This is a genomic window from Streptomyces sp. P13-3-3, assembly GCF_050571355.1.
Taxonomy (GTDB): Bacteria; Actinomycetota; Actinomycetes; order Streptomycetales; family Streptomycetaceae; genus Streptomyces; species Streptomyces althioticus.
The window spans coordinates 1,480,463-1,502,181 of record NZ_CP192228.1 but is presented as its reverse complement, the minus strand read 5'-3'; the positions used below and the strand labels follow the sequence as shown (position 1 = coordinate 1,502,181).

The 21,719-nt window shown below is 72.3% G+C and carries 20 protein-coding genes; 11 read left to right on the top strand and 9 right to left on the bottom strand.

Going from position 1 to position 21,719, the window contains the following annotated elements:
* Positions 1 to 276: 276 nt before the first annotated feature.
* Positions 277 to 1,539 (top strand): pyroglutamyl peptidase, encoded by a 1,263-nt coding sequence (locus tag ACQZOG_RS06760; protein ID WP_230227788.1) that lies wholly within the window; start codon positions 277 to 279, stop codon positions 1,537 to 1,539.
* Here ACQZOG_RS06760 and ACQZOG_RS06755 read toward each other — a convergent pair.
* The 3 genes from ACQZOG_RS06755 to ACQZOG_RS06745 all read right to left on the bottom strand — a co-directional run bounded on the left by ACQZOG_RS06755 (position 1,511) and on the right by ACQZOG_RS06745 (position 4,078).
* Positions 1,511 to 2,125: a LysE family transporter gene (locus ACQZOG_RS06755; protein ID WP_203550920.1), complete on the bottom strand. Its 615-nt coding sequence runs from the start codon at positions 2,123 to 2,125 to the stop codon at positions 1,511 to 1,513. The two genes, ACQZOG_RS06760 and ACQZOG_RS06755, sit on opposite strands and share 29 nt — an antisense overlap.
* Positions 2,122 to 2,919 (bottom strand): EI24 domain-containing protein, encoded by a 798-nt coding sequence (locus ACQZOG_RS06750; RefSeq protein WP_033272750.1) that lies wholly within the window; start codon positions 2,917 to 2,919, stop codon positions 2,122 to 2,124. Before ACQZOG_RS06750 ends, ACQZOG_RS06755 begins: the two co-directional genes overlap by 4 nt.
* A gap of 136 nt (positions 2,920 to 3,055) precedes the next feature.
* Entirely contained in the window at positions 3,056 to 4,078 is a 1,023-nt protein-coding gene (locus ACQZOG_RS06745) for an NADP-dependent oxidoreductase (protein ID WP_037639301.1), read from the bottom strand.
* 91 nt (positions 4,079 to 4,169) lie between these two features.
* Between ACQZOG_RS06745 and ACQZOG_RS06740 the strand changes: the two genes are divergently transcribed.
* Positions 4,170 to 4,622, top strand: a complete 453-nt coding sequence (locus ACQZOG_RS06740; protein ID WP_037643784.1) for a MarR family winged helix-turn-helix transcriptional regulator — start codon at positions 4,170 to 4,172, stop codon at positions 4,620 to 4,622.
* 59 nt (positions 4,623 to 4,681) lie between these two features.
* Here ACQZOG_RS06740 and ACQZOG_RS06735 read toward each other — a convergent pair whose 3' ends face one another.
* Positions 4,682 to 5,584, bottom strand: coding sequence for an NAD-dependent epimerase/dehydratase family protein (locus ACQZOG_RS06735; RefSeq protein WP_430741364.1), 903 nt, complete (start codon positions 5,582 to 5,584; stop codon positions 4,682 to 4,684).
* A gap of 29 nt (positions 5,585 to 5,613) precedes the next feature.
* Positions 5,614 to 6,018, bottom strand: coding sequence for a Dabb family protein (locus ACQZOG_RS06730; RefSeq protein WP_261674973.1), 405 nt, complete (start codon positions 6,016 to 6,018; stop codon positions 5,614 to 5,616).
* A 125-nt stretch (positions 6,019 to 6,143) separates the two neighbouring features.
* Here ACQZOG_RS06730 and ACQZOG_RS06725 point away from each other — a divergent pair, with 125 nt between their 5' ends.
* Complete coding sequence (locus ACQZOG_RS06725) at positions 6,144 to 6,764, top strand: TetR/AcrR family transcriptional regulator (RefSeq protein WP_058917868.1); 621 nt, start codon at positions 6,144 to 6,146, stop codon at positions 6,762 to 6,764.
* A 63-nt stretch (positions 6,765 to 6,827) separates the two neighbouring features.
* On the opposite strand, the gene ACQZOG_RS06720 is transcribed toward ACQZOG_RS06725, so the two are convergent.
* A complete protein-coding gene (locus ACQZOG_RS06720; protein ID WP_058916049.1) occupies positions 6,828 to 7,712 on the bottom strand; it encodes an SCO2400 family protein in 885 nt (294 codons plus the stop codon).
* Positions 7,713 to 7,951: 239 nt separating this feature from the next.
* On the opposite strand from ACQZOG_RS06720, the gene ACQZOG_RS06715 reads away from it, so the two are divergent.
* From ACQZOG_RS06715 to ACQZOG_RS06680, 8 genes are all read left to right on the top strand, one after another.
* Complete coding sequence (locus ACQZOG_RS06715; protein WP_430741363.1) at positions 7,952 to 9,118, top strand: mandelate racemase/muconate lactonizing enzyme family protein; 1,167 nt, start codon at positions 7,952 to 7,954, stop codon at positions 9,116 to 9,118.
* On the top strand, positions 9,115 to 10,119 hold the full coding sequence (locus ACQZOG_RS06710; RefSeq protein WP_359493820.1) for a zinc-dependent alcohol dehydrogenase: 1,005 nt from the start codon (positions 9,115 to 9,117) through the stop codon (positions 10,117 to 10,119). The genes ACQZOG_RS06715 and ACQZOG_RS06710 overlap by 4 nt, the downstream gene beginning before the upstream one ends.
* A 149-nt stretch (positions 10,120 to 10,268) precedes the next feature.
* Positions 10,269 to 11,237 (top strand): hypothetical protein, encoded by a 969-nt coding sequence (locus tag ACQZOG_RS06705; protein ID WP_019522546.1) that lies wholly within the window; start codon positions 10,269 to 10,271, stop codon positions 11,235 to 11,237.
* Between the two features lie 183 nt (positions 11,238 to 11,420).
* Positions 11,421 to 12,533 carry a multiple monosaccharide ABC transporter substrate-binding protein gene (chvE, locus tag ACQZOG_RS06700; protein ID WP_033272744.1) on the top strand — a complete coding sequence of 371 codons (1,113 nt, stop codon included), beginning with the start codon at positions 11,421 to 11,423 and terminating at the stop codon, positions 12,531 to 12,533.
* Positions 12,534 to 12,565: 32 nt separating this feature from the next.
* Complete coding sequence (gene mmsA, locus ACQZOG_RS06695) at positions 12,566 to 14,116, top strand: multiple monosaccharide ABC transporter ATP-binding protein (protein ID WP_033273134.1); 1,551 nt, start codon at positions 12,566 to 12,568, stop codon at positions 14,114 to 14,116.
* Complete coding sequence (gene mmsB / locus ACQZOG_RS06690) at positions 14,113 to 15,357, top strand: multiple monosaccharide ABC transporter permease (RefSeq protein ID WP_033272743.1); 1,245 nt, start codon at positions 14,113 to 14,115, stop codon at positions 15,355 to 15,357. The genes mmsA and mmsB overlap by 4 nt, the downstream gene beginning before the upstream one ends.
* A gap of 55 nt (positions 15,358 to 15,412) precedes the next feature.
* Positions 15,413 to 16,567, top strand: a complete 1,155-nt coding sequence (locus tag ACQZOG_RS06685; protein ID WP_033272742.1) for an aldose epimerase family protein — start codon at positions 15,413 to 15,415, stop codon at positions 16,565 to 16,567.
* A 174-nt stretch (positions 16,568 to 16,741) separates the two neighbouring features.
* Positions 16,742 to 18,454 (top strand): pyridoxal phosphate-dependent aminotransferase, encoded by a 1,713-nt coding sequence (locus ACQZOG_RS06680; protein ID WP_261674977.1) that lies wholly within the window; start codon positions 16,742 to 16,744, stop codon positions 18,452 to 18,454.
* Positions 18,455 to 18,488: 34 nt separating this feature from the next.
* On the opposite strand, the gene ACQZOG_RS06675 is transcribed toward ACQZOG_RS06680, so the two are convergent.
* From ACQZOG_RS06675 to ACQZOG_RS06665, 3 genes are all read right to left on the bottom strand, one after another.
* Positions 18,489 to 19,736, bottom strand: a complete 1,248-nt coding sequence (locus ACQZOG_RS06675) for a lytic transglycosylase domain-containing protein (protein WP_037639315.1) — start codon at positions 19,734 to 19,736, stop codon at positions 18,489 to 18,491.
* Between the two features lie 665 nt (positions 19,737 to 20,401).
* Positions 20,402 to 21,103, bottom strand: coding sequence for a hypothetical protein (locus tag ACQZOG_RS06670; RefSeq protein WP_033272739.1), 702 nt, complete (start codon positions 21,101 to 21,103; stop codon positions 20,402 to 20,404).
* A 48-nt stretch (positions 21,104 to 21,151) separates the two neighbouring features.
* Positions 21,152 to 21,700: a nuclear transport factor 2 family protein gene (locus ACQZOG_RS06665; RefSeq protein ID WP_037639317.1), complete on the bottom strand. Its 549-nt coding sequence runs from the start codon at positions 21,698 to 21,700 to the stop codon at positions 21,152 to 21,154.
* Positions 21,701 to 21,719 lie beyond the last annotated feature (19 nt).

Here is a 21,719-nt window from a genome sequence, read left to right as displayed (position 1 = left end):
GGACACACATGAGCCCCGGTCCGGGGTCAGGGTCCCGGGCCGGGGCTGTACATGGGGTACCCCGCAGGACCCCGACGTTAACCGTTCACCCGCTCGGGCGGCCGGGGATCCGGGCCACGGGAGGAATCCCGTACGAACCCTTCACATTCGGCCACGGGCGTTCCCGTGCCGGTCGGGCGGGTGCCCCGCGCACCGTGGTGTGATCCACCCCGGTCACGCGATACTGCGGCCTTCCGGCATCCACCCGTACCCCACGACGACGGAAGGCCCCCTCCTGTGATCTCACCCCGTGTGCGCACCGGTGTGCTCGGTCTGGCCCTGCTGACCGCCCTGTCCTCCCCCGCCACCGCCACCGCCGCCGCACCGGCGGCCCCCGGTTCCGCGGCGCCGCCCACCGTCGAGGAGCTGCGCCTCGACGGGGCCGCGCCGCAGGAGATACTCCGGCGTTCCGGCTTCGACACGGTCGCGCCGGCCTTCGCCCGCGCCCTGGACCGGGCCCGCTCCTACGCGGAGGCGCGGCGGGTCGTGGAGCGGGAGGGCTCCGCGCTGTGGCGCAGGGCGGTGGACCGGGTGCAGGGCCGGGGCCCGGCGGGCGGCGACCTGAGCCGGGACGACGACCGGCCGCTGTACTGGGCGAGGCTCGGCATGACGCGTGAACTGCGCGGCTGGGAACCCCGGTTCGGGCTGGACGCGGAGCGGCGGGCGCGGCTGGTCGACACCCTGGAGCAGACCTCGCGCGGACAGACCGCGATCAGGTACCCGCACGGCAAGGGCCTGAAGCGGGTGCTGGTGACCGGCTTCGATCCGTTCACGCTGGACCGGGACATCCGTATCTCCAACCCGTCGGGGGCGGTCGCGCTGGCCCTGGACGGCACGGTGATCGAGACGGCGAGCGGCCCTGCGCGGGTCGAGACGGCCGTGTTCCCGGTGCGCTGGCGGGACTTCGCCGACGGCACGGTGGAGCGGGCGCTGCGGCCGCACCTGCCGGAGGTCGACCTGTTCACCACGGTGAGCCAGGGCCGGGTGGGCCGCATCGACGTCGAGCGCACCAACGGCGCCTGGCGGGGCGGCTTCGGGGACAACGAGAACACCGGGCGGCCCGAGATCGTCCCGGTGTCCGACCCGGCCTCGCAGCCGCAGTGGACGTCGACGACGCTGCCGTACGCGGCGATCGTGGCGGCGGAGACGGGGCGGTTCCCGGTGTACGACAACACCGCCGTGACGGAGATCCCGGCGGGCGGCACGGAGCCGGTGGAGCGGCCGGACGGGCCGACGCCCGGCTCCACGGCCCGTGCCGGGGGCGGCGGCGACTACCTGTCCAACGAGATCGCCTACCGGGCGACGCTGCTGCGGGACCGGCTGGGGCTGCACGGCACGCTGCCGGGCGGCCATGTGCACACGCCGGTCCTGGAGTTCGGGGCGGGCAACACCACGGAGGTCACCGACCCGCAGTTCGTGCGGAACCGGCTGGACATCGTCGCGCAGATGCGGGCGATCGTGGCCGTCGCGGTCAGTGCGTCGGAGCGAGCGCGAGGCTGACGCCGAGGCCGGCCAGCGCGGTCCCGATCACCTTGTTGAGGACCCGCTGGCCGCGCAGCATCAGGCCGCGCATCCGGTCGTGGGAGAAGAACAGCGCGACGACGGCGAACCACAGCAGGTGGGCCAGCGACATGAACAGGCCGTAGCCCGCCTGCTGGAGGAGCGGGGTGCCGGGGTCGACGACCTGCGCGAAGGTGGAGACGACGAAGAGCGTCGTCTTGGGGTTGAGGACGTTGGTCAGGAACCCGGTGCGCAGGGCGGCGAGCGGGGTCAGGCCGGTGCGGTGCTCCAGGTCGACGGTGACCTCGGCGCGGGTGCGGAAGGTGCGGACGCCGATGTACACGAGGTAGGCCGCGCCGGTCAGTTTGACCACCGTGAAGAGGAAGGCGGAGGAGGCGATCAGCAGCCCCACGCCGAGCATCGTGTAGGTGACGTGCACCAGGACCCCGGCGGCCACCCCGGCGGCGCCGAGCAGGCCGGTGCGGCGGCCGTACAGGTAACTGTTGCGGACCACCATGGCGAAGTCGGCGCCCGGGGCGATCACCGCGAGGACGGTGATGACGGCGACGGCGAGGACCTCGGTCACGCGTCGGCGCCCTCCTCCTCGGGCTCGGCGGCGCCGTCGTCGCCCTCGGTCTCCTCGCCGAGGAGGTCCCGCGCCATGAGGGTGGCCCCGGCGACGGCGCCGGGCATCAGGAACACCGCGACGAACGGCACGAGGAACGCGACCGCGAGCGGGGTGCCGAAGCCCCACACGAGGGTCTTGCGGGACCGCAGCAGGGCGAGGCGCTCGCGCAGCTCCACACCGCGCCGCTGGAGCGCGACGGCGGTGAGCTCCTCGGTGAGGAAGAAACCGGTGACGAAGAAGCCGATCACCGGGACGACGGTCTGCCCGGCGACCGGGATGAACCCGAGCGCGAAGAGCAACACCGCCCACACGGCCGCCCGCGCCACGATGCGCAGGCTGTCGCGGGCGGAGATCCACACCTCCCGCCACAGCGGCAGGTCCGACTCGGGCGCGGTGCCGTCGGGCGAGACGTCACGGTCGACCTTCTCGGAGAGGCTGTCGTAGAAGGGCTGCCCGACGAGCAGGGTCGTCGCGGTGAAGGTGAGCACGCACAGCAGCAGGGCCAGGGCGAACAGCACGGCGGTGAGGAAGCCGCGGAAGAGGCCCGCCCACGGGTCGGCCCAGTCGTCGGCGAACGGGGTCGCCCAGCCGATCAGGTCGGAGCCCCACAGGGCGAGGGCGACCAGGGCGGCCGCGTACAGCACCAGGGTGATCAGGCCGGGCAGCAGCCCGAAGCCGTACTGCCGGCCGTGCCGGCCGACCCACTTCTGACCCTTCAGCAAGTACCGGAAACCGGCCCCTAGATCGCGCATGGGGAGGACTGTAGCGGGACCCCGGGCGGGCCCATGGGACAGGGCCGCACCCCACGTCCAAGGGTGCGGCCCTCGCCGTACGCAACGAGACGGTCCGGGCACGCGTCACGGGCGGCCCGGCCCCGTCCGCCGGCCGTCAGAGCTTGACGATCATCTTGCCGGTGTTGTCGCCGCGCAGGACGCCGAGGAAGGCGTCCAGGGTGTTCTCGACGCCCTCGACGACCGTCTCGCGGTACTTCAGCTCGCCGGAGCGGATCCAGGCGCCGACCTCCTGGACGAACTGCGGCTGCATGTCGTAGTGGTCGCCGACGAGGAAACCCTCGATGCGGCCGCGGGTCTGGATGAGGCGGGCGAGGTTCTTGGGGCCGGGCGCGGGCTCGGTGTTGTTGTAGACGGAGATGGCGCCGCAGATCGCGATGCGGCCGTCCCGGTTCAGGGAGCCGATGGCCGCCTCCAGGTGGTCGCCGCCCACGTTGTCGAAGTACACGTCGACGCCGTCGGGGGCGGCGGCGCGCAGCTGCTCGCTCACGGGGCCGTTCTTGTAGTTGAACGCGGCGTCGAAGCCGTACTCCTCGGTGAGGAGCTTGACCTTCTCGTCGGAGCCGGCGGAGCCGATCACCCGGGAGGCGCCCTTGAGCTTGGCGATCTGGCCGACCTGGCTGCCGACGGCGCCGGCCGCGCCGGACACGAAGACGGAGTCGCCCTCCTTGAAGGAGGCGGTGCGCAGCAGGCCCGCGTACGCGGTGAGGCCGGTCATGCCGAGCACGCCCAGGTACGCGGACAGGGGCGCGGCCTCGGGGTCCACCTTGACGGCGGTCTTCGCGTCCACGACGGCGTACTCACGCCAGCCGAGGAAGTGCAGGACGTGGTCGCCGACGGAGATCCCCTCGGCGTTCGACGCGACGACCTCGCCGACGGCGCCGCCCTGCATGGCCTTGCCCAGCTCGTAGGGGGCGGCGTAGGACTTGGCGGCGCTCATGCGGCCGCGCATGTACGGGTCGACGGAGAGGTACTCGTTGCGCACCAGCACCTGGCCCTCGCCCGGGGTGCGGACGTCCGCCTCGACGAACGCGAAGTCCTCCGGCTTGGGCCAGCCGACCGGCCGGCTCGCCAGCTGCCATTCGCGTGCGGTGGCGGGGGGCGTGGGGGTGTCGGACATGAAGAGGACCTTTCCTCGAATACTTCAGTACCTGAAACAACCATGCTGCTGAATATTTCAGGATGTCAAGCACATGGGTACCCTGGTGGGCATGGCCACACCCCGCACCACGCCCAGCCGCCCCGACGGTCTCACCCTGGAGGTCGTCGAGCTGATCGGCGCGGTCGTGGCGCGCTACCACGAGGAGTACGAGGAGGCCGCCGCCGAGCACGCGCTGACCGGGGCGCAGGCGAAGCTGCTGAGCCTGCTGAGCCTGGAGCCGCTGCCGATGCGGAGGCTGGCGCAGCGGCTGAAGTGCGAGCCGTCCAACGTCACCGGCATCGTGGACCGGCTGGAGGCCCGCGGCCTGGTGGAGCGCCGCCCGGACCCGGCGGACCGGCGCGTGAAGCTGGCGGCGGCGACGGACGAGGGGCGGCGGGTGGCGCGCGGCCTCCAGGAGTCCCTCCGGTTCGCCCGCGCGCCGCTGGCGGGGCTGTCCGACCCGGAGCGGGTCGCCCTGCGGGACGCGCTGCGGCGGATGCTGGAACCGGAGAGCGGCCGGTAGTTCCGCCGTGACCACGGACGGTCACGGCACCGGTGACCTTCCGGTCCGGCGGCGGGACCTCAGCCGACCTCGTCGCGGACGGCGGTGTCGAGGTCGGTGGCGGTCAGGCCGAAGGTGTCGGCCGTCTCCGTCGCGTCCATGTGGAACGGCGCGTACCACTGGTAGTCCATCTCGGCCACCTCGCGGGCCATCGGCACGACCAGCCCGGCCGCACGCATCGTGAAGCGCGGCATCTGGATCAGCTTGGCCGGTGGCCTGCCCGCCGCGTCGGCGTAGCGCCGCGCCAGCTGACGGAAGGTGACGGCCGGCGGGGACGGCACATGCCAGGGCCGGCCCCACGCGCGTTCGTCCGGGGCCAGCGTGACGAGAGCCCGCGCCATGTCGCCGTTGACGGTGAAGGTGTGCGGCATGTCCAGGTGGGCGGGGATCCAGGCCGCCTTCCCCTTCTTCAGGGCCGGCTCGATGAGCAGGGGGTAGACGCCGTTGGCGTCCTTGCCGATGAAATCGGAGCCGCGGACCTCGACGGTGCGGATGCCCCCGGCGAGCGCCTGCTCCCACATGCGCCTGCGCAGGCGCCCCTTGCGTCCGACGGCGGCCATGGGGGTGCGTTCGTCCATCCGGCCGTCGGGCTGCGGACCGTAGGCGTAGAGGCTGCCGGTCAGCGCGAGGACGGCGTCGTTCGCCGCGGCCGCGGCGACGGCCGCCGTCTGCAGGGGCGGCAACAGGCGCTCCCACATCGTGTACGAGGGGGGATTGGCGCAGTGGTAGATCACGTCCGCGCCGCGGGACAGCTCGGTCAGGCGGGACGGGTCGGACGCGTCCGCCGCGGCCCGCTCGATCAGCCCGTGCTCGGGGCCGGAGCCGCTGCGCGTGACGATCCGGACGCTCTCGCCGCGGTCGGCGAGCAGACGGGCGACGTTGGTACCGATGGAACCGGCGCCGATGACGACATGCTTGGCCATGACGGTCTCTCTTTTCCAGGAGGTCTCGGTCAGTCGTCCACGCCGGCGCCGGTGTAGGCGGGCACGTCGGCGAGCAGACCGGCGACCTCGGGGTTGAGCTCGTTGCGGCGCCGGTGCAGTTCCTGGATCTTCGCGTTCAGGTCGGGGTCGTCGTCGTCACTGACGTCGAAGATCTCCAGCCGTTCGACCAGGTTCAGCCCCAGGCGGTCGGTCCGGTAGGTGGTCGGGTGCGTCAGGTAGGCGAACAGTCCGTCGAGGTCCTCGACGACGAACACCGCGCTGTACTCGAAGTCGCCACCGTGGTCCCGGCCGACGACGAAGGACTTGACGGCGGGATTGGACCGGCCCTGGTCGCGCCAGCTCTCCAGCGCCGCCTCGATCTGCTCCGGCGTCGCGGTGGCCTTCATGGTGGCGCGGTTGACGTGGTGAATCATGACCTGCCTCACTCCGCGTTGTTAACGACGTTAGATTTCCTAACGCCGTTAACTATGACGCGTGCCGTCGGCGCGGTCAAGGGGACTAGGGTTCAGAAGGACACCATCGAAGCGAAGTGACGGACATGCCGACCAGCACGAGACGGGCCCGCGAACGGGCGAGAACCCGGGAGCGGATCATCGAGGCCGCACTGCACGTCCTCGAGACCGAGGGCGTCGGAGCCCTGACGATCCGGCGCATCGCCACCGATGTCGAATATTCCGCGCCCGTGGTCTACCAGCACTTCGCCAACAAGGACGCGCTCGTACTGGAACTGGTCGCGCACGGCCACCGCCTGATGCTGACCGAGTTCCACCAGGCCATGCAGGAGCCCGACGTCGACCGGCGCATGACGCGCGTCGCGTCGGAGTACGTCCGGTTCGCCGGCGAGCACCGACACCTGTACCAGGTCATGAACGACCCGGTGGTCGACGCGGACGAACGCCGGCGCGTCGTGCAGCCGGCCATCGACGCCCTCCAGGAGTTGATCACCACCTGGTCGGCCGCACACGACGTGGCTCTTGCCGACCCCGACCAGGCCTGCAAGATCCTCTGGGGGACGCTGCACGGCATCGCGTCGCTCGGCCACCTCGGCAACGTGGGCAACGACCGCGCCCGCCGCCTCGCCGAACAGGCACTCCACGCGATCCTTCTCGGCTGGCGGACCGAGGCCACGGCGAACGAGCAGTCCACGAAGGGCCAGTAGGCGCCGGTCAGGCCACCGGCAGCAGGGCGGGTGCGAGCCGGACGTGGTCCCGGACGTGGCCCCTCAGGTGCACCACCAGAGGAACTTCTTACAGGTCTCCGAGGGTTCGGGCTCGGGTTCGGGCTCCGGCTCCGGCTCCTCGGCGGTCGGGCCGGGGTCGGGGGCCTCCGTCTCCTGCGGGTCCTCCTCGGCGGGCGGGGTCGCCGGCTCGGTCGCGGGCGCGTCCGCGGGCGCCGATGACCCGGTCGCCTCCGCCGACTCCTCGTCCGCCCCTTCCGACTCCTCGTCCTCGGGAGAGGACGCGGACGCCGAGGCGGACCCCGACGCCCCGGGGCCGGGTGACGTCCCGGGCGCCCCCGCCTCCACGGCGGAACCAGCGCTGTTCGAGGCACTCGGCTCGACCTGCTCCGCGCCCCCGTCGACCGACTCCTCGCCGGCGACCGCCGGGCGGGCCTCCGACCCGGGCGCGTCCAGCCCCAGCTCGGCCAGACTCAGCCCGCCGGCCGCGAGGACGAAGCCCGCGACGACGATCAGGGTGCGGTTGCGGCGCCTGCGGTGGGCCGCCGCCTTGCGGTCCCGGCGGCTCTGCCCGCCGCCCCGGTCCTCGTCCCCCGGCTCCCGCCCCCGGCGCCGGGCGGCACGCCGCCCCCGCGTCGGCGCATCGGCCTCGACGTCCTCACGCTCGTCGCGGTCGTCGCGCGCGTCGTCGTCGTCCGCGTAGGCATCGTTGTCGGCGTAGGCGCCATGGTCGACGTCCTCGCGCAGGTGGGCGTCGGCGTCGCCGTACCCACCGCCCTCCATGGGCGCCGGCACACCCTGATTGCCGCCCGCGGGCGCCGTCGGCACGCCCTGCCCCTGCCGGTCGCGCAGCGACTCGACGGGCGTGCCGCAACCGGGGCAGGCCAGGGCTCCGTTGAGGTGCCGTCGGCACGGGTGGCAAAAGTCCATGACGCGGGAAGGTTAGGTTCCGGTCCGGTCCGGTTCCTAGGCCTTCCTGTGAAGATTCGGTGCGGACCCTTACGCAATGGTTTCGAAACCGGAGAAACCCTTATGTGCGCGACCCATTGACACCCCCGCCGGACCGTCCTTACTGTCTCGCCAGCATTTCGAACGTGTGACGAAATATCGAACGCGTCGATCCGCCGCATCCGATGCCAGTCCACCACCGCAGCGAGGGGTCAACTGCCGTGCGCATCACCGGAATCAGCACACACGTGGTCGGGACGCCGTGGCGCAACCTGACATACGTCCAGGTGCACACCGACGAGGGGATCACCGGGGTCGGCGAGACCAGGATGCTCGGCCACACCGACGCCCTCCTGGGCTACCTGAAGGAGGCCGAGGCCAACCACATTCTCGGCTCCGACCCGTTCGCCGTCGAGGACCTGGTCCGCCGCATGAAGTACGGCGACTACGGCCGCGCGGGGGAGATCGTGATGTCCGGCATCGCGGTCGTCGAGATGGCCTGCTGGGACATCAAGGGCAAGGCGCTCGGCGTCGCCGTCTGGCAGCTTCTCGGCGGCAAGGTCACCGACAAGGTGAAGGCGTACGCCAACGGCTGGTACACCACCGAGCGCACCCCGGAGGCGTACCACAAGGCGGCGCGCGCGGTCATGGAGCGCGGGTACCGGGCGCTGAAGATCGACCCCTTCGGCACGGGCCACTTCGAACTCGACCACCAGGAGACCCTGTACGCCGTCTCCCTGATCGAGGCGGTGCGGGACGCGATCGGTCCCGAGGCCGAGCTGATGCTGGAGATGCACGGCCGCTTCTCCCCCGCCACCGCCGTCCGTCTCGCGCACGAGCTGGCGCCCTTCCGGCCCGCGTGGCTGGAGGAGCCGGTGCCGCCGGAGAACCTCAAGGCGCTGGAGAAGGTCGCCGCGAAGGTGGACATGCCGGTCGCGACCGGTGAACGCATCCACGACCGCATCGAGTTCCGTGAGCTGTTCGAGAGCCAGGCGGCCGACATCATCCAGCCCGACGTCGGCCACATCGGCGGCATCTGGGAGACCCGCAAGCTCGCGGCGACCGCGGAGACCCACTACACGCTGGTCGCCCCGCACAACGTCGGCGGCCCGGTGCTCACCGCCGCGTCCCTGCAGGTCGGCTTCACCACCCCGAACTTCAAGATCCTGGAGCACTTCAACGACTTCGCAGACGCGGAGATCAAGAAGGTGGTCAAGGGCGCGCCCGTGGTGGACCCGGAGGACGGCTGCTTCCACCTCTCCGACGCGCCCGGCCTCGGCGTCGAGCTGGACGTCGACGCGGCCGCCGAGTTCCCGCAGCAGCAGGCCCGGTTCGACCTGTGGGCCGAGGGCTGGGAGCAGCGCAAGCCGAAGGGCACGGGACAGTGAACACCGCCGTCGTCGTCGAGGCGCCCGGCTCCCACCGTCTGGTCCCGCACGAGCCCCGCGAACCCGGCCCCGGGGAGGCGCTGGTCCGCGTCCACGCGGTCGGCATCTGCGGCAGCGACCGCGAGGTGTACCAGGGCAACAGGCCCAAGGGGTACGTCCGTTACCCGCTCACCCCGGGCCACGAGTGGTCCGGGACCGTCGCCGCCGTCGGCGCCGGGGCACCCGCGGGTCTGGTCGGGCGCAAAGTGGTCGGCGAGGGCTTCCGCAACTGCCAGGTGTGCGACCGCTGTCACGCCGGGGAGACCACGCTGTGCACGGCGGGCTACGAGGAGACCGGGTTCACGGAACCCGGCGCCATGGCGCCCACGCTGACCCTGCCCGCGCGGCTGCTGCACCCCCTGCCGGACGACGCCGACCTGACCGCTGCGGCGCTGCTGGAGCCGGCCGCGTGCATCGCCGCCGCCGCCCTGAAGGCGCGCGCGGTGCCGGGCGAGCGGGTCGCGGTGGTCGGCACCGGCACGCTGGGCATGTTCGCGGTGCAGTTCCTCGCGGCCGCCTCGCCCGCCGAGCTGCTGGTGGTGGGCACCCGCGACGACCGGGAGGCGCTGTCCCGCCGGTTCGGGGCCACCGGCTTCCGCACCAAGGACCGGCCGCTGCCGGACGACGTGGACGTGGTGATCGAGACGGCCGGGTCCGCCGACGCGGCCCGTACCGCGGCCGGGCTGCTCCGGCGCGGCGGCCGGCTGGTGCTCACCGGCATCCCGGCGCCGGGCGCGGACGGGCTGGACCCGACCGACCTGGTGGTGCGGCAGCTGGAGGTGCACACCGTGTTCGGCGCGCCGCCGGACGCCTGGGCGCACACGGTGCGGGTGTTCGGCGCCGGGCTGCTCGACCCGCTGCCGCTGGTCACCCACGAACTGCCGCTCGCCGAGTTCCCGGACGCCATCGAGCTGGTGGGCTCCGGGGATCCGAAGGTGGGCAAGGTCCTGCTGCGTCCCTGAGTCCGCGCCGGTACGAGGACGAGCCGACGGCCCTCGTACCGGCGCGTCCCCGACCCGAACACCCGCTCCGACGTCCCACCCCGGACCCGGCCGGCCCGTGCCGCGGACCGCGAACCTCGTCCGACATATCGAACACCGAAGGACACCCTGTGACCGACGCTTCCGCCACGGCGCCCCGCAGGCCCGGTGAGCAGGCGCTCACCGCGCTCGGCCTGGGCGCGCCCGCCCTCGATCCCGCCGACGCCTCGCCGCACTCCTTCCCCGGCGGCGGCCGCTGGCGCACCGAGGTCCCCTCATGCGAGGGGCCCGAGGCGCTGGCGGTGGTGCTGAAGGAGGCCTCCCGCCTCGACGTGCCGGTGCACCGGATCAGCCAGGGCAGCGGCGTGTGGATGCTGACCGACGCCGAGATCACCGAGATGGTCGAGGCGACCGCGGAACGGGACATCGAACTGTGCCTGTTCACCGGCCCGCGCGGCACCTGGGACATCGGCGGCTCGACCCGCACCGACTCGCACGGAGCGGGACTGCGCGCCCGGGGCCACGACGCGGTGGCCGGCTGCGTGGAGGACGCGGTGCGCGCCACCGAACTGGGCGTGAAGTGCCTGCTGGTGGCCGACGAGGGCGTGCTGTGGACGCTGCACCGGGCGCGGGCGGCGGGCATCCTCCCGGCGGACACCACACTGAAGGTCTCGGCGCTCGTGGGGCCGGTCAACCCGGCGTCGTTCGCGGTGCACGAGCAGCTGGGCGCGGACTCGATCAACGTGCCCAGCGATCTGACGCTCGCCCATCTCACGGAGATCCGGCGGGTGTCGGCGGCCCCGATGGACATGTACATCGAGGCGCCCGACGACCTGGGCGGTTATGTGCGGATGTACGAGGTCGCGGAGCTGATCCGGCGCGGCGCCCCGGTGTACCTGAAGTTCGGGCTGGCCAAGGCGCCCGGCATCTACCCGTACGGCCACCACCTGCGGGAGGTCGCCCTGTCCACGGCGAAGGAGCGGGTGCGGCGCGGCCGGCTGGCGCTGGACTTGCTGGCGCGGCACGGCGCCGACGGCGGTATGGCGCCGCTCGGTTCGCGTCTGCCGGGCGACCTGCGCAGGTTCGACATCCCGTCATAACGTTCCGGAAACTCAGCTTCACACAAGTGGACACAGCCGCGCACAATCCCACACACCCGCTGCCCGGCTCCGGGGGTGACGCCCTCTCAGCCGCCCGTCACGGCACCGCTTCGCACACCGCACCACCGACTCGCACCGAGTCACCGCTCAGCCCGACCCGCCCGACGATCAAGGAAGATCATCATGCGTAACCGCAGAGCCGCATTCGCCGCCACGGCCACCGCCGTCACCCTCGCCCTCTCCCTGACCGCCTGCGGCCAGAACAGCGAGGGCGGCAGCGAGGAGAACAAAGGCAGCTCCGAGGGAGCCACCATCGGCATCGCGATGCCGACCAAGTCCTCCGAGCGCTGGATCGCCGACGGCGACAACGTCGTGAAGAACCTCGAGGCCAAGGGCTACAAGACCAAGCTGGTGTTCGGCGAGGACGAGCCGGACCAGCAGGTGTCGCAGATCGAGAACATGATCACGCAGGGCGTGGACGCCCTGATCGTGGCGGCCATCGACAACAAGTCGCTGGGCAACGTGCTCCAGCAGGCCGCCGACGCCGACATCCCGGTGATCTCCTACGACCGCCTCATCCTCGGCACCGAGAACGTCGACTACTACGCCTCCTTCGACAACGAGAAGGTCGGCGAGCTCCAGGGCACCTACATCGCCGAGCAGCTGGGCCTGGCGGACGGCAGCGAGAAGGGCCCGTTCAACATCGAGCTGTTCGCGGGCTCCAACGACGACAACAACACCCGCTACTTCTTCCAGGGCGCGATGAACGTGCTGCAGCCCTACATCGACAAGAAGCAGCTCGTCGTCCGCTCCGGCCAGACCGAGCTGACCCAGGTCACCACGCTGCGCTGGGACGGCGCCACCGCCCAGCGGCGCATGGACGACATCCTCACCAAGTCGTACAAGAGCGCCAAGGTCGACGCGGTGCTCTCCCCTTACGACGGCATCTCCATCGGCATCCTGTCCGCGCTGAAGTCGGACGGCTACGGCACCGCGAGCAAGCCGCTGCCCGTCATCACCGGCCAGGACGCCGAGGTCGCCTCGGTGAAGTCGATCATCGCGGGCCAGCAGTCGATGACCGTCTACAAGGACCTCCGCCAGCTCGCGAAGGTGGCCTCCGACATGGTGGACGCCCTGCTCAACGACAAGAAGCCCGAGGTCAACGACACCAAGACGTACGACAACGGCTCCAAGGTGGTGCCGGCGTACCTGCTGGAGCCGGTCGCCGTGAACAAGGACAACTACAAGAAGGCCCTCGTCGACTCCGGCTACTACAAGGAAAGCGACCTCAAGTAACCGCCGGACCACTCGGATTGGAAGGCACGACCATGGCGGGACCCGTCCTGGAAATGCGCTCGATCGTCAAGACCTTTCCCGGCGTCAAGGCGCTGTCGGACGTCAACCTGACCGTCCGGCAGGGCGAGGTCCACGCCGTCTGCGGGGAGAACGGCGCCGGCAAGTCGACCCTGATGAAGGTGCTCTCCGGCGTCCATCCCCACGGCACCTACGAGGGCGAGATCCTCTTCGAGGGGGAGGTCTGCCGCTTCAAGGACATCCGGGCGAGCGAGCAGCGCGGCATCGTCATCATCCACCAGGAGCTGGCGCTGGTGCCGTTCCTCTCCCTCGCGGAGAACATCTTCCTCGGCAACGAACACTCCACGCGCGGCTTCATCAACTGGAACGAGACGCTGCGGCACGCCACCGAGGTGCTGCGCCGGGTGGGGCTCGACGACCACCCGGAGACCCGGGTCGCCGACATCGGCGTCGGCAAGCAGCAGCTGGTGGAGATCGCGAAGGCGCTGTCGAAGCGGGTGAAGCTGCTGATCCTCGACGAGCCGACCGCGGCGCTGAACGACGAGGACAGCGGCAAGCTCCTGGACCTGATCCTGGAGCTGAAGAAGCAGGGCATCACCTCGATCATCATCTCGCACAAGCTCAACGAGATCCGGCGGGTCGCCGACTCGGTGACCATCCTGCGCGACGGCCGCACCATCGAGACGCTCGACGTGAAGGCCCCGGAGACCACCGAGGACCGGATCATCAGCGGCATGGTCGGCCGGGACCTGGAGAACCGCTTCCCGGAGCGCACCCCGCACGAGCCGGAGGAGGGCACCGCCCCCGCCCTGGAGATCCGCAACTGGACCGTGCACCACCCCATCGACCAGTACCGCAAGGTGGTCGACGACGTGTCGCTGCACGTACGGCGCGGGGAGATCGTCGGCATCGCGGGGCTGATGGGCGCCGGCCGCACGGAGCTGGCGATGAGCGTCTTCGGACGCTCCTACGGCCGGTACGCGGGCGGCACGGTGCTCAAGGACGGCAAGGAGATCCGCACGAAGTCGGTCGCCGAGGCGGTGCGGCACGGCATCGCGTACGTCACCGAGGACCGCAAGCACTACGGGCTCAACCTCATCGACACCATCAACCGGAACATCTCGCTGAGCGCGCTGGGCAAGGTGGCGCGGGCCGGTGTGGTCGACGAGCACGAGGAGCGGAAGGTCGCCGAGTCGTTCCGCACCTCCATGAACATCAAGGCGCCGACCGTGTTCGAGCCGGTGGACAAGCTGTCGGGCGGCAACCAGCAGAAGGTCGTCCTCAGCAAGTGGATCTTCACGGGCCCCGACGTGCTGATCCTCGACGAGCCCACCCGCGGCATCGACGTGGGCGCCAAGTACGAGATCTACACGGTCATCGACCGGCTGGCCGCCGAGGGCAAGGCGGTGGTCTTCATCTCCTCCGAGCTGCCGGAGCTGCTCGGCATGTGCGACCGCGTCTACACCATGGCCGCCGGACGGCTGACCGGGGAGTTCTCGCGGTCCGAGGCCTCGCAGGAATCGCTGATGCGTCAGATGACGAAGGACAAAGAGGTAACCCGATGAGCACGGATGTGACCGCCAAGACGCCGGCGCCGGCGCCGTCCGGCAAGGGCGGCGGGGCCGGGAACGGCGGACTGTGGGGGCTGGTCCTGGACGGCCTGCGCCGCAACATGCGGCAGTACGGCATGCTGATCGCCCTCGGCCTGATCGTGACGCTGTTCGCGGTGTGGACCGACGGCGACCTGCTGCTGCCGCGCAACGTGTCCAACCTGGTGCTGCAGAACAGCCACATCCTGATCCTCGCGATCGGCATGATGCTGGTCATCATCGCCGGCCACATCGACCTGTCGGTGGGATCGCTGACGGCGTTCGTCGGCGCGCTGGCCGCCGTGCTCATGGTCAAGAACGACATGCCCTGGCCGCTGGCCGTGGCGCTGTGCCTGGTCATCGGCGCGGTCTCCGGGGCCGTGCAGGGGTTCCTCATCGCGTACGGCGGCATACCGTCGTTCATCGTCACCCTCGCGGGCATGCTGATCTTCCGCGGACTCACGGAGATCTACCTGGAGGGCCAGACCCTCGGCCCGTTCCCCGAGGGTGAGCAGAAGATCGGCAACGGCTTCCTCCCTGAGGTCGGCCCGGACACCAACTACCACAACCTCACGCTGCTGCTGGGCTTCGTGCTCATCGCCGCCGTCGTCCTCCAGGAGGTCCGCGACCGCAGGCGGCAGAAGTCGTTCTCGCTGGACGTGCTGCCGCGCAACCTGTTCCTGCTCAAGCTGGTCGCGGTGACCGCCGCGATCCTCACGGTCACCCTGCTGCTCGCCAGCTACAAGGGCACCCCCATCGTGCTGCTGGTCCTGGGCGTGCTGGTGGTCGGCTACAGCTACGTGATGCGCAACGCCGTCTTCGGCCGGCACATCTACGCCATCGGCGGCAACCTGCCGGCGGCCAAGCTGTCCGGCGTGAAGGACAAGAAGGTCACCTTCGCCGTCTTCCTCAACATGGGCATGCTCGCGGCCCTGGCCGGTCTGGTGGTCGCCGCCCGGCTGAACGCGGCCTCGCCGAAGGCGGGCCTCAACTTCGAACTCGAGGCGATCGCCTCGGCGTTCATCGGCGGGGCCTCCATGAGCGGCGGTGTCGGCACCGTCCTCGGCGCCATCATCGGCGGCCTCGTCCTCGGCGTACTGAACAACGGCATGAACCTCCTCAGCGTCGGCACCGACTGGCAGCAGGTCATCAAGGGCCTCGCCCTGCTGGCCGCGGTCGGCTTCGACGTGTGGAACAAGCGCAAGGTCGGTTCGTAAGTCAGCCCGGGCCCCGCCGCCCGGCGGGGCCCCTTCCCTTCAGGGAGCCGCACTGATGGAACTGAACAGACGCACGGTCATCGCGGGAGCCGCCGCGGCCGGAGTGGCCACCACGGCCTGGGGCGGGACGGCGCACGCCTCGTCCAAGGGCGGGGGCAGGCCGGTACGGAAGCCGTTCGGCAGGCTCGCCGACGGCACCCGGGTGGACCGCTGGACACTGGAGAACGGCGGCACCCGGATGGGGGTCCTCTCCTACGGCGGCATCGTCCACTCGTTGGAGATCCCCGACCGGCGCGGCCGGTACGCCAACGTCTCCCTCGGCCTGCGCACCCTGGAGGAGTACGTCGCCTCCAGCCCGTACTTCGGGGCGCTGATCGGCCGGTACGGCAACCGCATCGGCGAGGGGACCTTCACCCTCGACGGCACCCGGTACCAGCTCTCCGTCAACGACGGCGACAACAGCCTGCACGGCGGCGAGCAGGGTTTCGACAAGCGGGTCTGGGACGTCGAGCCGTTCACCCGCGGCTCCGACGTGGGCCTGCACCTGTACTACACGTCCGCCGACGGGGAGATGGGCTACCCGGGCACCCTGCGCACCAAGGTGACGTACACCCTCACCCGGCACGGCGACTGGCGCGTCGACTACGAGGCCGTCACCGACCGGCCCACGGTCGTCAACCTCACCAGCCACGTCTACTGGAACCTGGCCGGCGAGGGCAGCGGCGGCATCACGGACCACGAACTGTCCATCGCCGCCTCCCGCTACACGCCGGTCGACGCGGGCCTGATCCCCACCGGCGAGCGGGCGAAGGTCGCCGGCACCCCGTTCGACTTCCGGCGCGCCAAGCCGGTCGGCCGGGACATCCGCACCGCCCATCAGCAACTGCTGTACGGGCAGGGCTTCGACCACAACTGGGTGCTGGACAAGGGCGTCACCGCCCGTCCGGAGCACGCGGCGACCCTGCGTGACCCGGCCTCGGGACGCACCCTGCGCATCGCGACGAACGAGCCGGGCCTGCAGTTCTACTCCGGCAACTTCCTCGACGGCACCCTCGTCGGCAGCGGCGGCCGGGTGTACCGGCAGGGCGACGGGCTGTGCCTGGAGACCCAGCACTTCCCGGACTCCCCGAACCAGCCGGCGTTCCCCTCGACCGTGCTGCGGCCGGGCGAGACGTACCGGACGACGACGGTGCACTCCTTCGGGACGTGAGCCGCCGTTCGGTGTGAGCACGCTCACGTGACGTCCTCACATTTTCCTCACACGTGCTGAACGGGACACCGTCCCGCTCCGTACTCCTGGGTGGCCCGTGCTCCCCCGCGCGGGCCACCCAGGCATGACGGGCCCGTCACGTCCCCGGCGGGCCCGCCGCACACGGAGGTTCCCTTGCCCGACAACGTCACTTCGTTGTTCCGCAGCACCGCGGCGCACAGCCCGTCGATGGCGGCGCTGACGAGGGAGAGCGACGGGGCCGGCCCGGTGGACTTCTGCATTCCCTGCAACCCGTACTTCCCCACCCCCGCCATGTTCGAGGAGATGGCGGCCCGGCTGCGCGACATCATCACGTACTACCCGAGCAGCGCGGACACCATCACCGCCGAGCTGTGCAGCCTCCTCCAGCTGCCGCCGCAGTGCGTGGCGATGGGCAACGGGTCGACGGAACTCATCACCTGGATCGACCATCTGCTGGTGCGCGAGTCGCTCGCTGTGCCGGTGCCGACGTTCGGCCGCTGGACCGACCAGCCGATGGAGACCGGCAAGCGGGTCGACATGTTCCCGCTCCAGGAGTCCAGCGGCTTCGCCCTCGACCTCGCGCAGTACGCCGAGTTCATCCGCGCCCGAGGCACCAGGGTCGCCGTCATCTGCAACCCGAACAACCCCGACGGCGGGTTCCTGCACAAGCACGCGGTCGTGCAGTTCATGGACGCCATGGCCGACCTGGACCTCGTGGTGATCGACGAGTCGTTCCTGGAGTTCGCCGACGCCGAGAACGAGCCGAGCGTGGTGCAGGAGGCGATGCTGCGCCCCAACGTCATCGTGCTGCGCAGCCTCGGCAAGAACTTCGGCCTGCACGGCATCCGCTTCGGCTATCTGGTCGCCAACCCGGCGCTGGCCGGGCGGGTGCGCTCCATGCTGCCCAAGTGGAACCTCAACTCCTTCGCCGAGCACGTGGTGTTCATGCTGAAGGAACACGGGGCCGAGTACGCGCAGAGCCTGCACCAGGTGCGCCGCGACCGGATGGACATGTCCGGCCAGCTCTCCTCGCTGCCCGGCCTCACGGTCTACCCCTCGCAGGGCAACTTCCTCTTCGTGCGCCTGCCCGTCGGCGCCGAGGGGACCGTGGTGCGGGACCGGCTGCTCACCGAGCACCGGATCCTGGTGCGTGAGTGCGGCAACAAGATCGGCTCGTCCAGCCGCTTCCTGCGTCTCGTGGTCCGCCCCCAGGTCGACGTCCGTCGCCTGGTGACCGGCCTGGAACAGGTGCTCTACGGGACGTCCAGGAGGGGAGCCGCCGTGTCCGAGCAGGCCACAGGGACCGCCTACAGCTCGGGCACGGCGGCGGTGGACCGCCTGGTGAGCCAGACCAACGGGGCCGGGACGCGCGGCCTCGCACAGGCCGCCGGCGCCGGCATGCCGCTCCCCGCCGCCGCGTCCGCCCCTGCGGTGGGCCCGGGCGGCGGGATGCCGGTGCCGGCCGCGGCGGGACTGCCGCAGCCGGAGCCTCAGCCCGTGCCGCAGGAGGCGCCCCGGCCGCAGCCCGCCCCCCAGCCCGTGCCGCAGCCGGTCCCCGTGCCCCAGCCGCAGCCTCAGCCTCAGCAGTTTCCGCAGCCGGCGGCGTACCCGGAGCCGGCACCTCAGCCCGCCCCGGCGGCGCCGCCCCTCGCTCCGGCGGCCGCGTTCGCGGCGCCCGCTCCCGCTCCCGCGCCGGTGCAGGTCCCGCCGGCCACCGGGCCGACCCCGCCCGGCGTCCCGGCGCGCGGCGGGCTGACGGCCGCCCAGGTGCGGGGCACGGACGGGCTGTCCATGGCCCCGGCGACGGGCTGGCCGGGGGCGCAGAGCTGGCCCGACGCGGCGGGGATGGGACAGGCGGCGGGCTGAGACACCCGGCCGGTCACCCGCGTCGGCTTCCCCCTCACTGCTCCGCCGACGTCTCCGTCGGGGTGGGGCAGGGGGCGTCGGTGCCCGACGGTGAGGCCGTGGGCCCGGGGTCGGGGTCGGTCGGCTCCGGGGAGCAGGGGGCCGGGGTGGTCGGGTCCGGTGAGGGCTCGGCGCTCTCTGTCGGGGACTCGACGGGCGGTTCCGTGGGCTCCTGGCTCGTCGGGGGGTCGGCCGGCGAGGCGGGCGGGGACGTGCTGGGCCCGGGGGACGGCGACGTGGGGTCCGGGCTGCCCGGGACGGACGGGGAAGGACGCGGGCTCGGCCCCGTACCGCCGGACGGGCTGGGCTGCGGTCCGATGACCACGCCTCCCCCACGGCCCCCGCCGCCGCCGTCGACCGGTTCGGTCGCCGGGGTGTCGCCGCCCGCGCCGGGGCTGCGCGGGACGACGCCCTCGCCGTCGGGCACGGCGTGCACCCCGCGGCTGTAGAACGCCAGCCAGTACCGGACCAGGCGCAGGTAGGAGCGGGAGTGGTTGTAGCTCAGGACCGCCCGGTCCAGGTCCGCCGGGCGGCGCAGGTCCCGGTCGCCGGCGCACAGGTAGTGGCCGGCCGCCAGCGCCGCGTCGAAGATGTTGTTCGGGTCGGCGCGGCCGTCGCCGTTGCCGTCCGTGCCCCAGCGGGCCCAGGTGGACGGCAGGAACTGCATCGGTCCCACGGCCCGGTCGTAGACGGTGTCGCCGTCGTGGGCGCCGCCGTCCGTGTCCCGGATCAGTGCGAAACCCCGGCCGTCGAGGGGCGGTCCGGTGATGCGGCCGAGCGTCGTGCCGTTCGCGTCCACCGCGCCACCGCGGGCCTGCCCCGACTCGACCTTGCCGATGGCGGCCAGCAGTTCCCAGGGCAGCCGGCAGGCGGGGTCCGTCCTGGCGACCGAGGACTCGGCGGCGCGGTAGGCGCGCAGCACGGTGGCCGGGATGCCCGACTCGGTGCGGACCTGCCGGTGCAGCACGGGTGAGGCGGGCGCGGCCGTCGCGGTGCGCAGGGGCGGGAGTTCGGTGTGGTACGAGCCGTCGCCCGGCGGGGCGAGCTCGGCGTACGGATTCCCCGCGGGCGCCGGCCGCCCGCCGTCGCCCGCCGGTTCGGCCCGGGCCTTCGTGCCGTCCCGGAGAAGGGCGGGCCCCTGCGAGGCGGTCAGGGCCGCCATGGCCGCCATGGCGAGCGCACTCGCCCGCAGCCCCCTGCGGGCCCGGCCGGAGTACCGGCGACGGGGTCGTCGAACGGACATGGGCGTCACTCCTGTCGGATCCGGATGCGGTGCGGGGCCCCTGCCGGGGCGGGCGTGCGGGGTGGTGCAGTGACCCTGCGGGGGCGGGCGTGCGGGGTGGTGCAGTGCCCCTACGGGGGCCGACACACGGGGTGCCGGGTCGTGCAGCGCTCCTGCCGGGGCGGGCGCGCGGGGTGCCGGGTCGTGCAGGGCCCCTGCCGGGGCGGGCATACGGGTGATGCAGGGCCCCTGCCGGGGCGGGCATGCGGGTGGTGCAGGGCCCCTACGGGGGCCGACGAGCAAGTGCCGGGTCGTGCAGCGCCCCTGCCGGGGCGGACGTGCGGGGCGCCGGGTCGTGCAGCGCCCCTGCCGGGGCGGACGTGCGGGGTGGTGCAGGGCCCCTACGGGGGCCGACAAGCAGGTGCCGGGTCGTGCCACGCCCCTGCCGGGACGGACCTGCGGGGCGCCGGGTGGTGCAGTGGCTGTGCGGGGCCGACACGTGGGGCGCCGGGTGGTGCGGGCGCCGGGGGCGCGTGGTGCGGGCGCCGGGGGCGCGTGGTGCGGTCGGGCGCATGGCCCGCACGTGCCGAGTTCCTGACGGTGCGGGTGTGCCGGTGGCACCGGGGAGACGCGGCGCCCGAGGTGCGTGGCGGTGTCCCGCCGCGCCCGGCCGCCGCGCCCCGCGGCTACGTGCGGTCGAAGGTGTCCAGGGACGTGATCAGCCAGCGGCCGTCGCGGTGGACCGTGTCCACCGCGAGCATCGCCGCCGCGTACACGCCGTCGTCCTGTTGCGCGGCCGCCTTCCCGCCCGCGGTGGCCACGCTGCTCTGGTCGGCGTAGACGAGGACCCGCGCCCGGTCGCCGTCGATCCGTTCGACCGCGGTCTCGGTGACCGCCGTGGTGATCACCGCCTTCCGCGCGTCGGCCCGCTCGCGGACGTCGGCGAACAGGTCCCGGTGCTGGTCGACGGCCTTCCCGGTCAGGAGATCCTTCGCGGCCTTGTCGAAGGCCGCGGGATCCGCGTGGTCGTAGGAGAACAGCCGGTCGACGGCCTCGGCCACCTGCCCCTTGACCTCGCTGGTGCGGGCGACGTCGGTCAACGCGGTGTTGCTCAGCGCGGGTTCGGCGCGCAGCGACTCGGCCTCCGCGTGGGCCCAGCCCGCGAAGGCGCCGAGGAGCACGGTCAGCGCGCAGAGCGCCGCCAGGCCCCAGGGGCGGCGCGGGCGGGAGCGGGCGGGGCCGCTCGCCTTCTCCTCGGCCGCCCGGGGTCCACGGGGCCCGGCCGCACCGCGCGTGCCGGGCCGGGGTCGGATCTCCACGACCTCCGGCCGGGCGGCGCGGGCCTGGCGGAGTCGCTGGCGGTTGATGTGGTGACGGGTCGTCGACATGGTGGGGTGTCCTCCTCGGTGCGGCCGGCCGGTGCGGTGCGGGGCCGGTCAGCCGGCCGGTGCGCCGCCGACGGGCGCCTGGCCGAGCGCGCTCAGCTTCCAGCGGCCGTCGGTCCGGGTGAGTTCGCCGAGCATGCGGCTGTCCTTGTCGCTCCGGGTCCCGTCGGCCGCCCGGACGGTGACGCGCAGCGCGACCAGCACGCGGGCGCGCCCGGCCCGGTCGTCGAGTTCGGTGACGGCTCCCGACAGCACCCGGGCCGTGCTGACCGTCTCCGCCTCCTTCACCTGGCCGGCGAAGTCGTCACGGCCGGCGGTGAGTTGCTCGTGCAGCTCTCCCGTCGTCGACGCCTCCCAGAGGTCGAGTCCCCGGTCCAGGTCGCGGTGGTCGAGGGTGTTGAGGTTCTGCACGGCCTGCTCCCCCGCGGCGAGCGCCCGGTCCCGCTGCACGGCGTAGGCGGCCCGGTCGTCGTGGGCCGCGGCGTACCAGTCCTGGCCCGCCCACGCGGCGAACCCGGCGGCGACGAGGGCGAGGACGAGGGCCGGCGCGTACGGCGTCCGCAGACGGCGCGGCACGCGGCGGCGGGCCGGTCGTTCCATGGGGTGCTCCTGTCTCCCG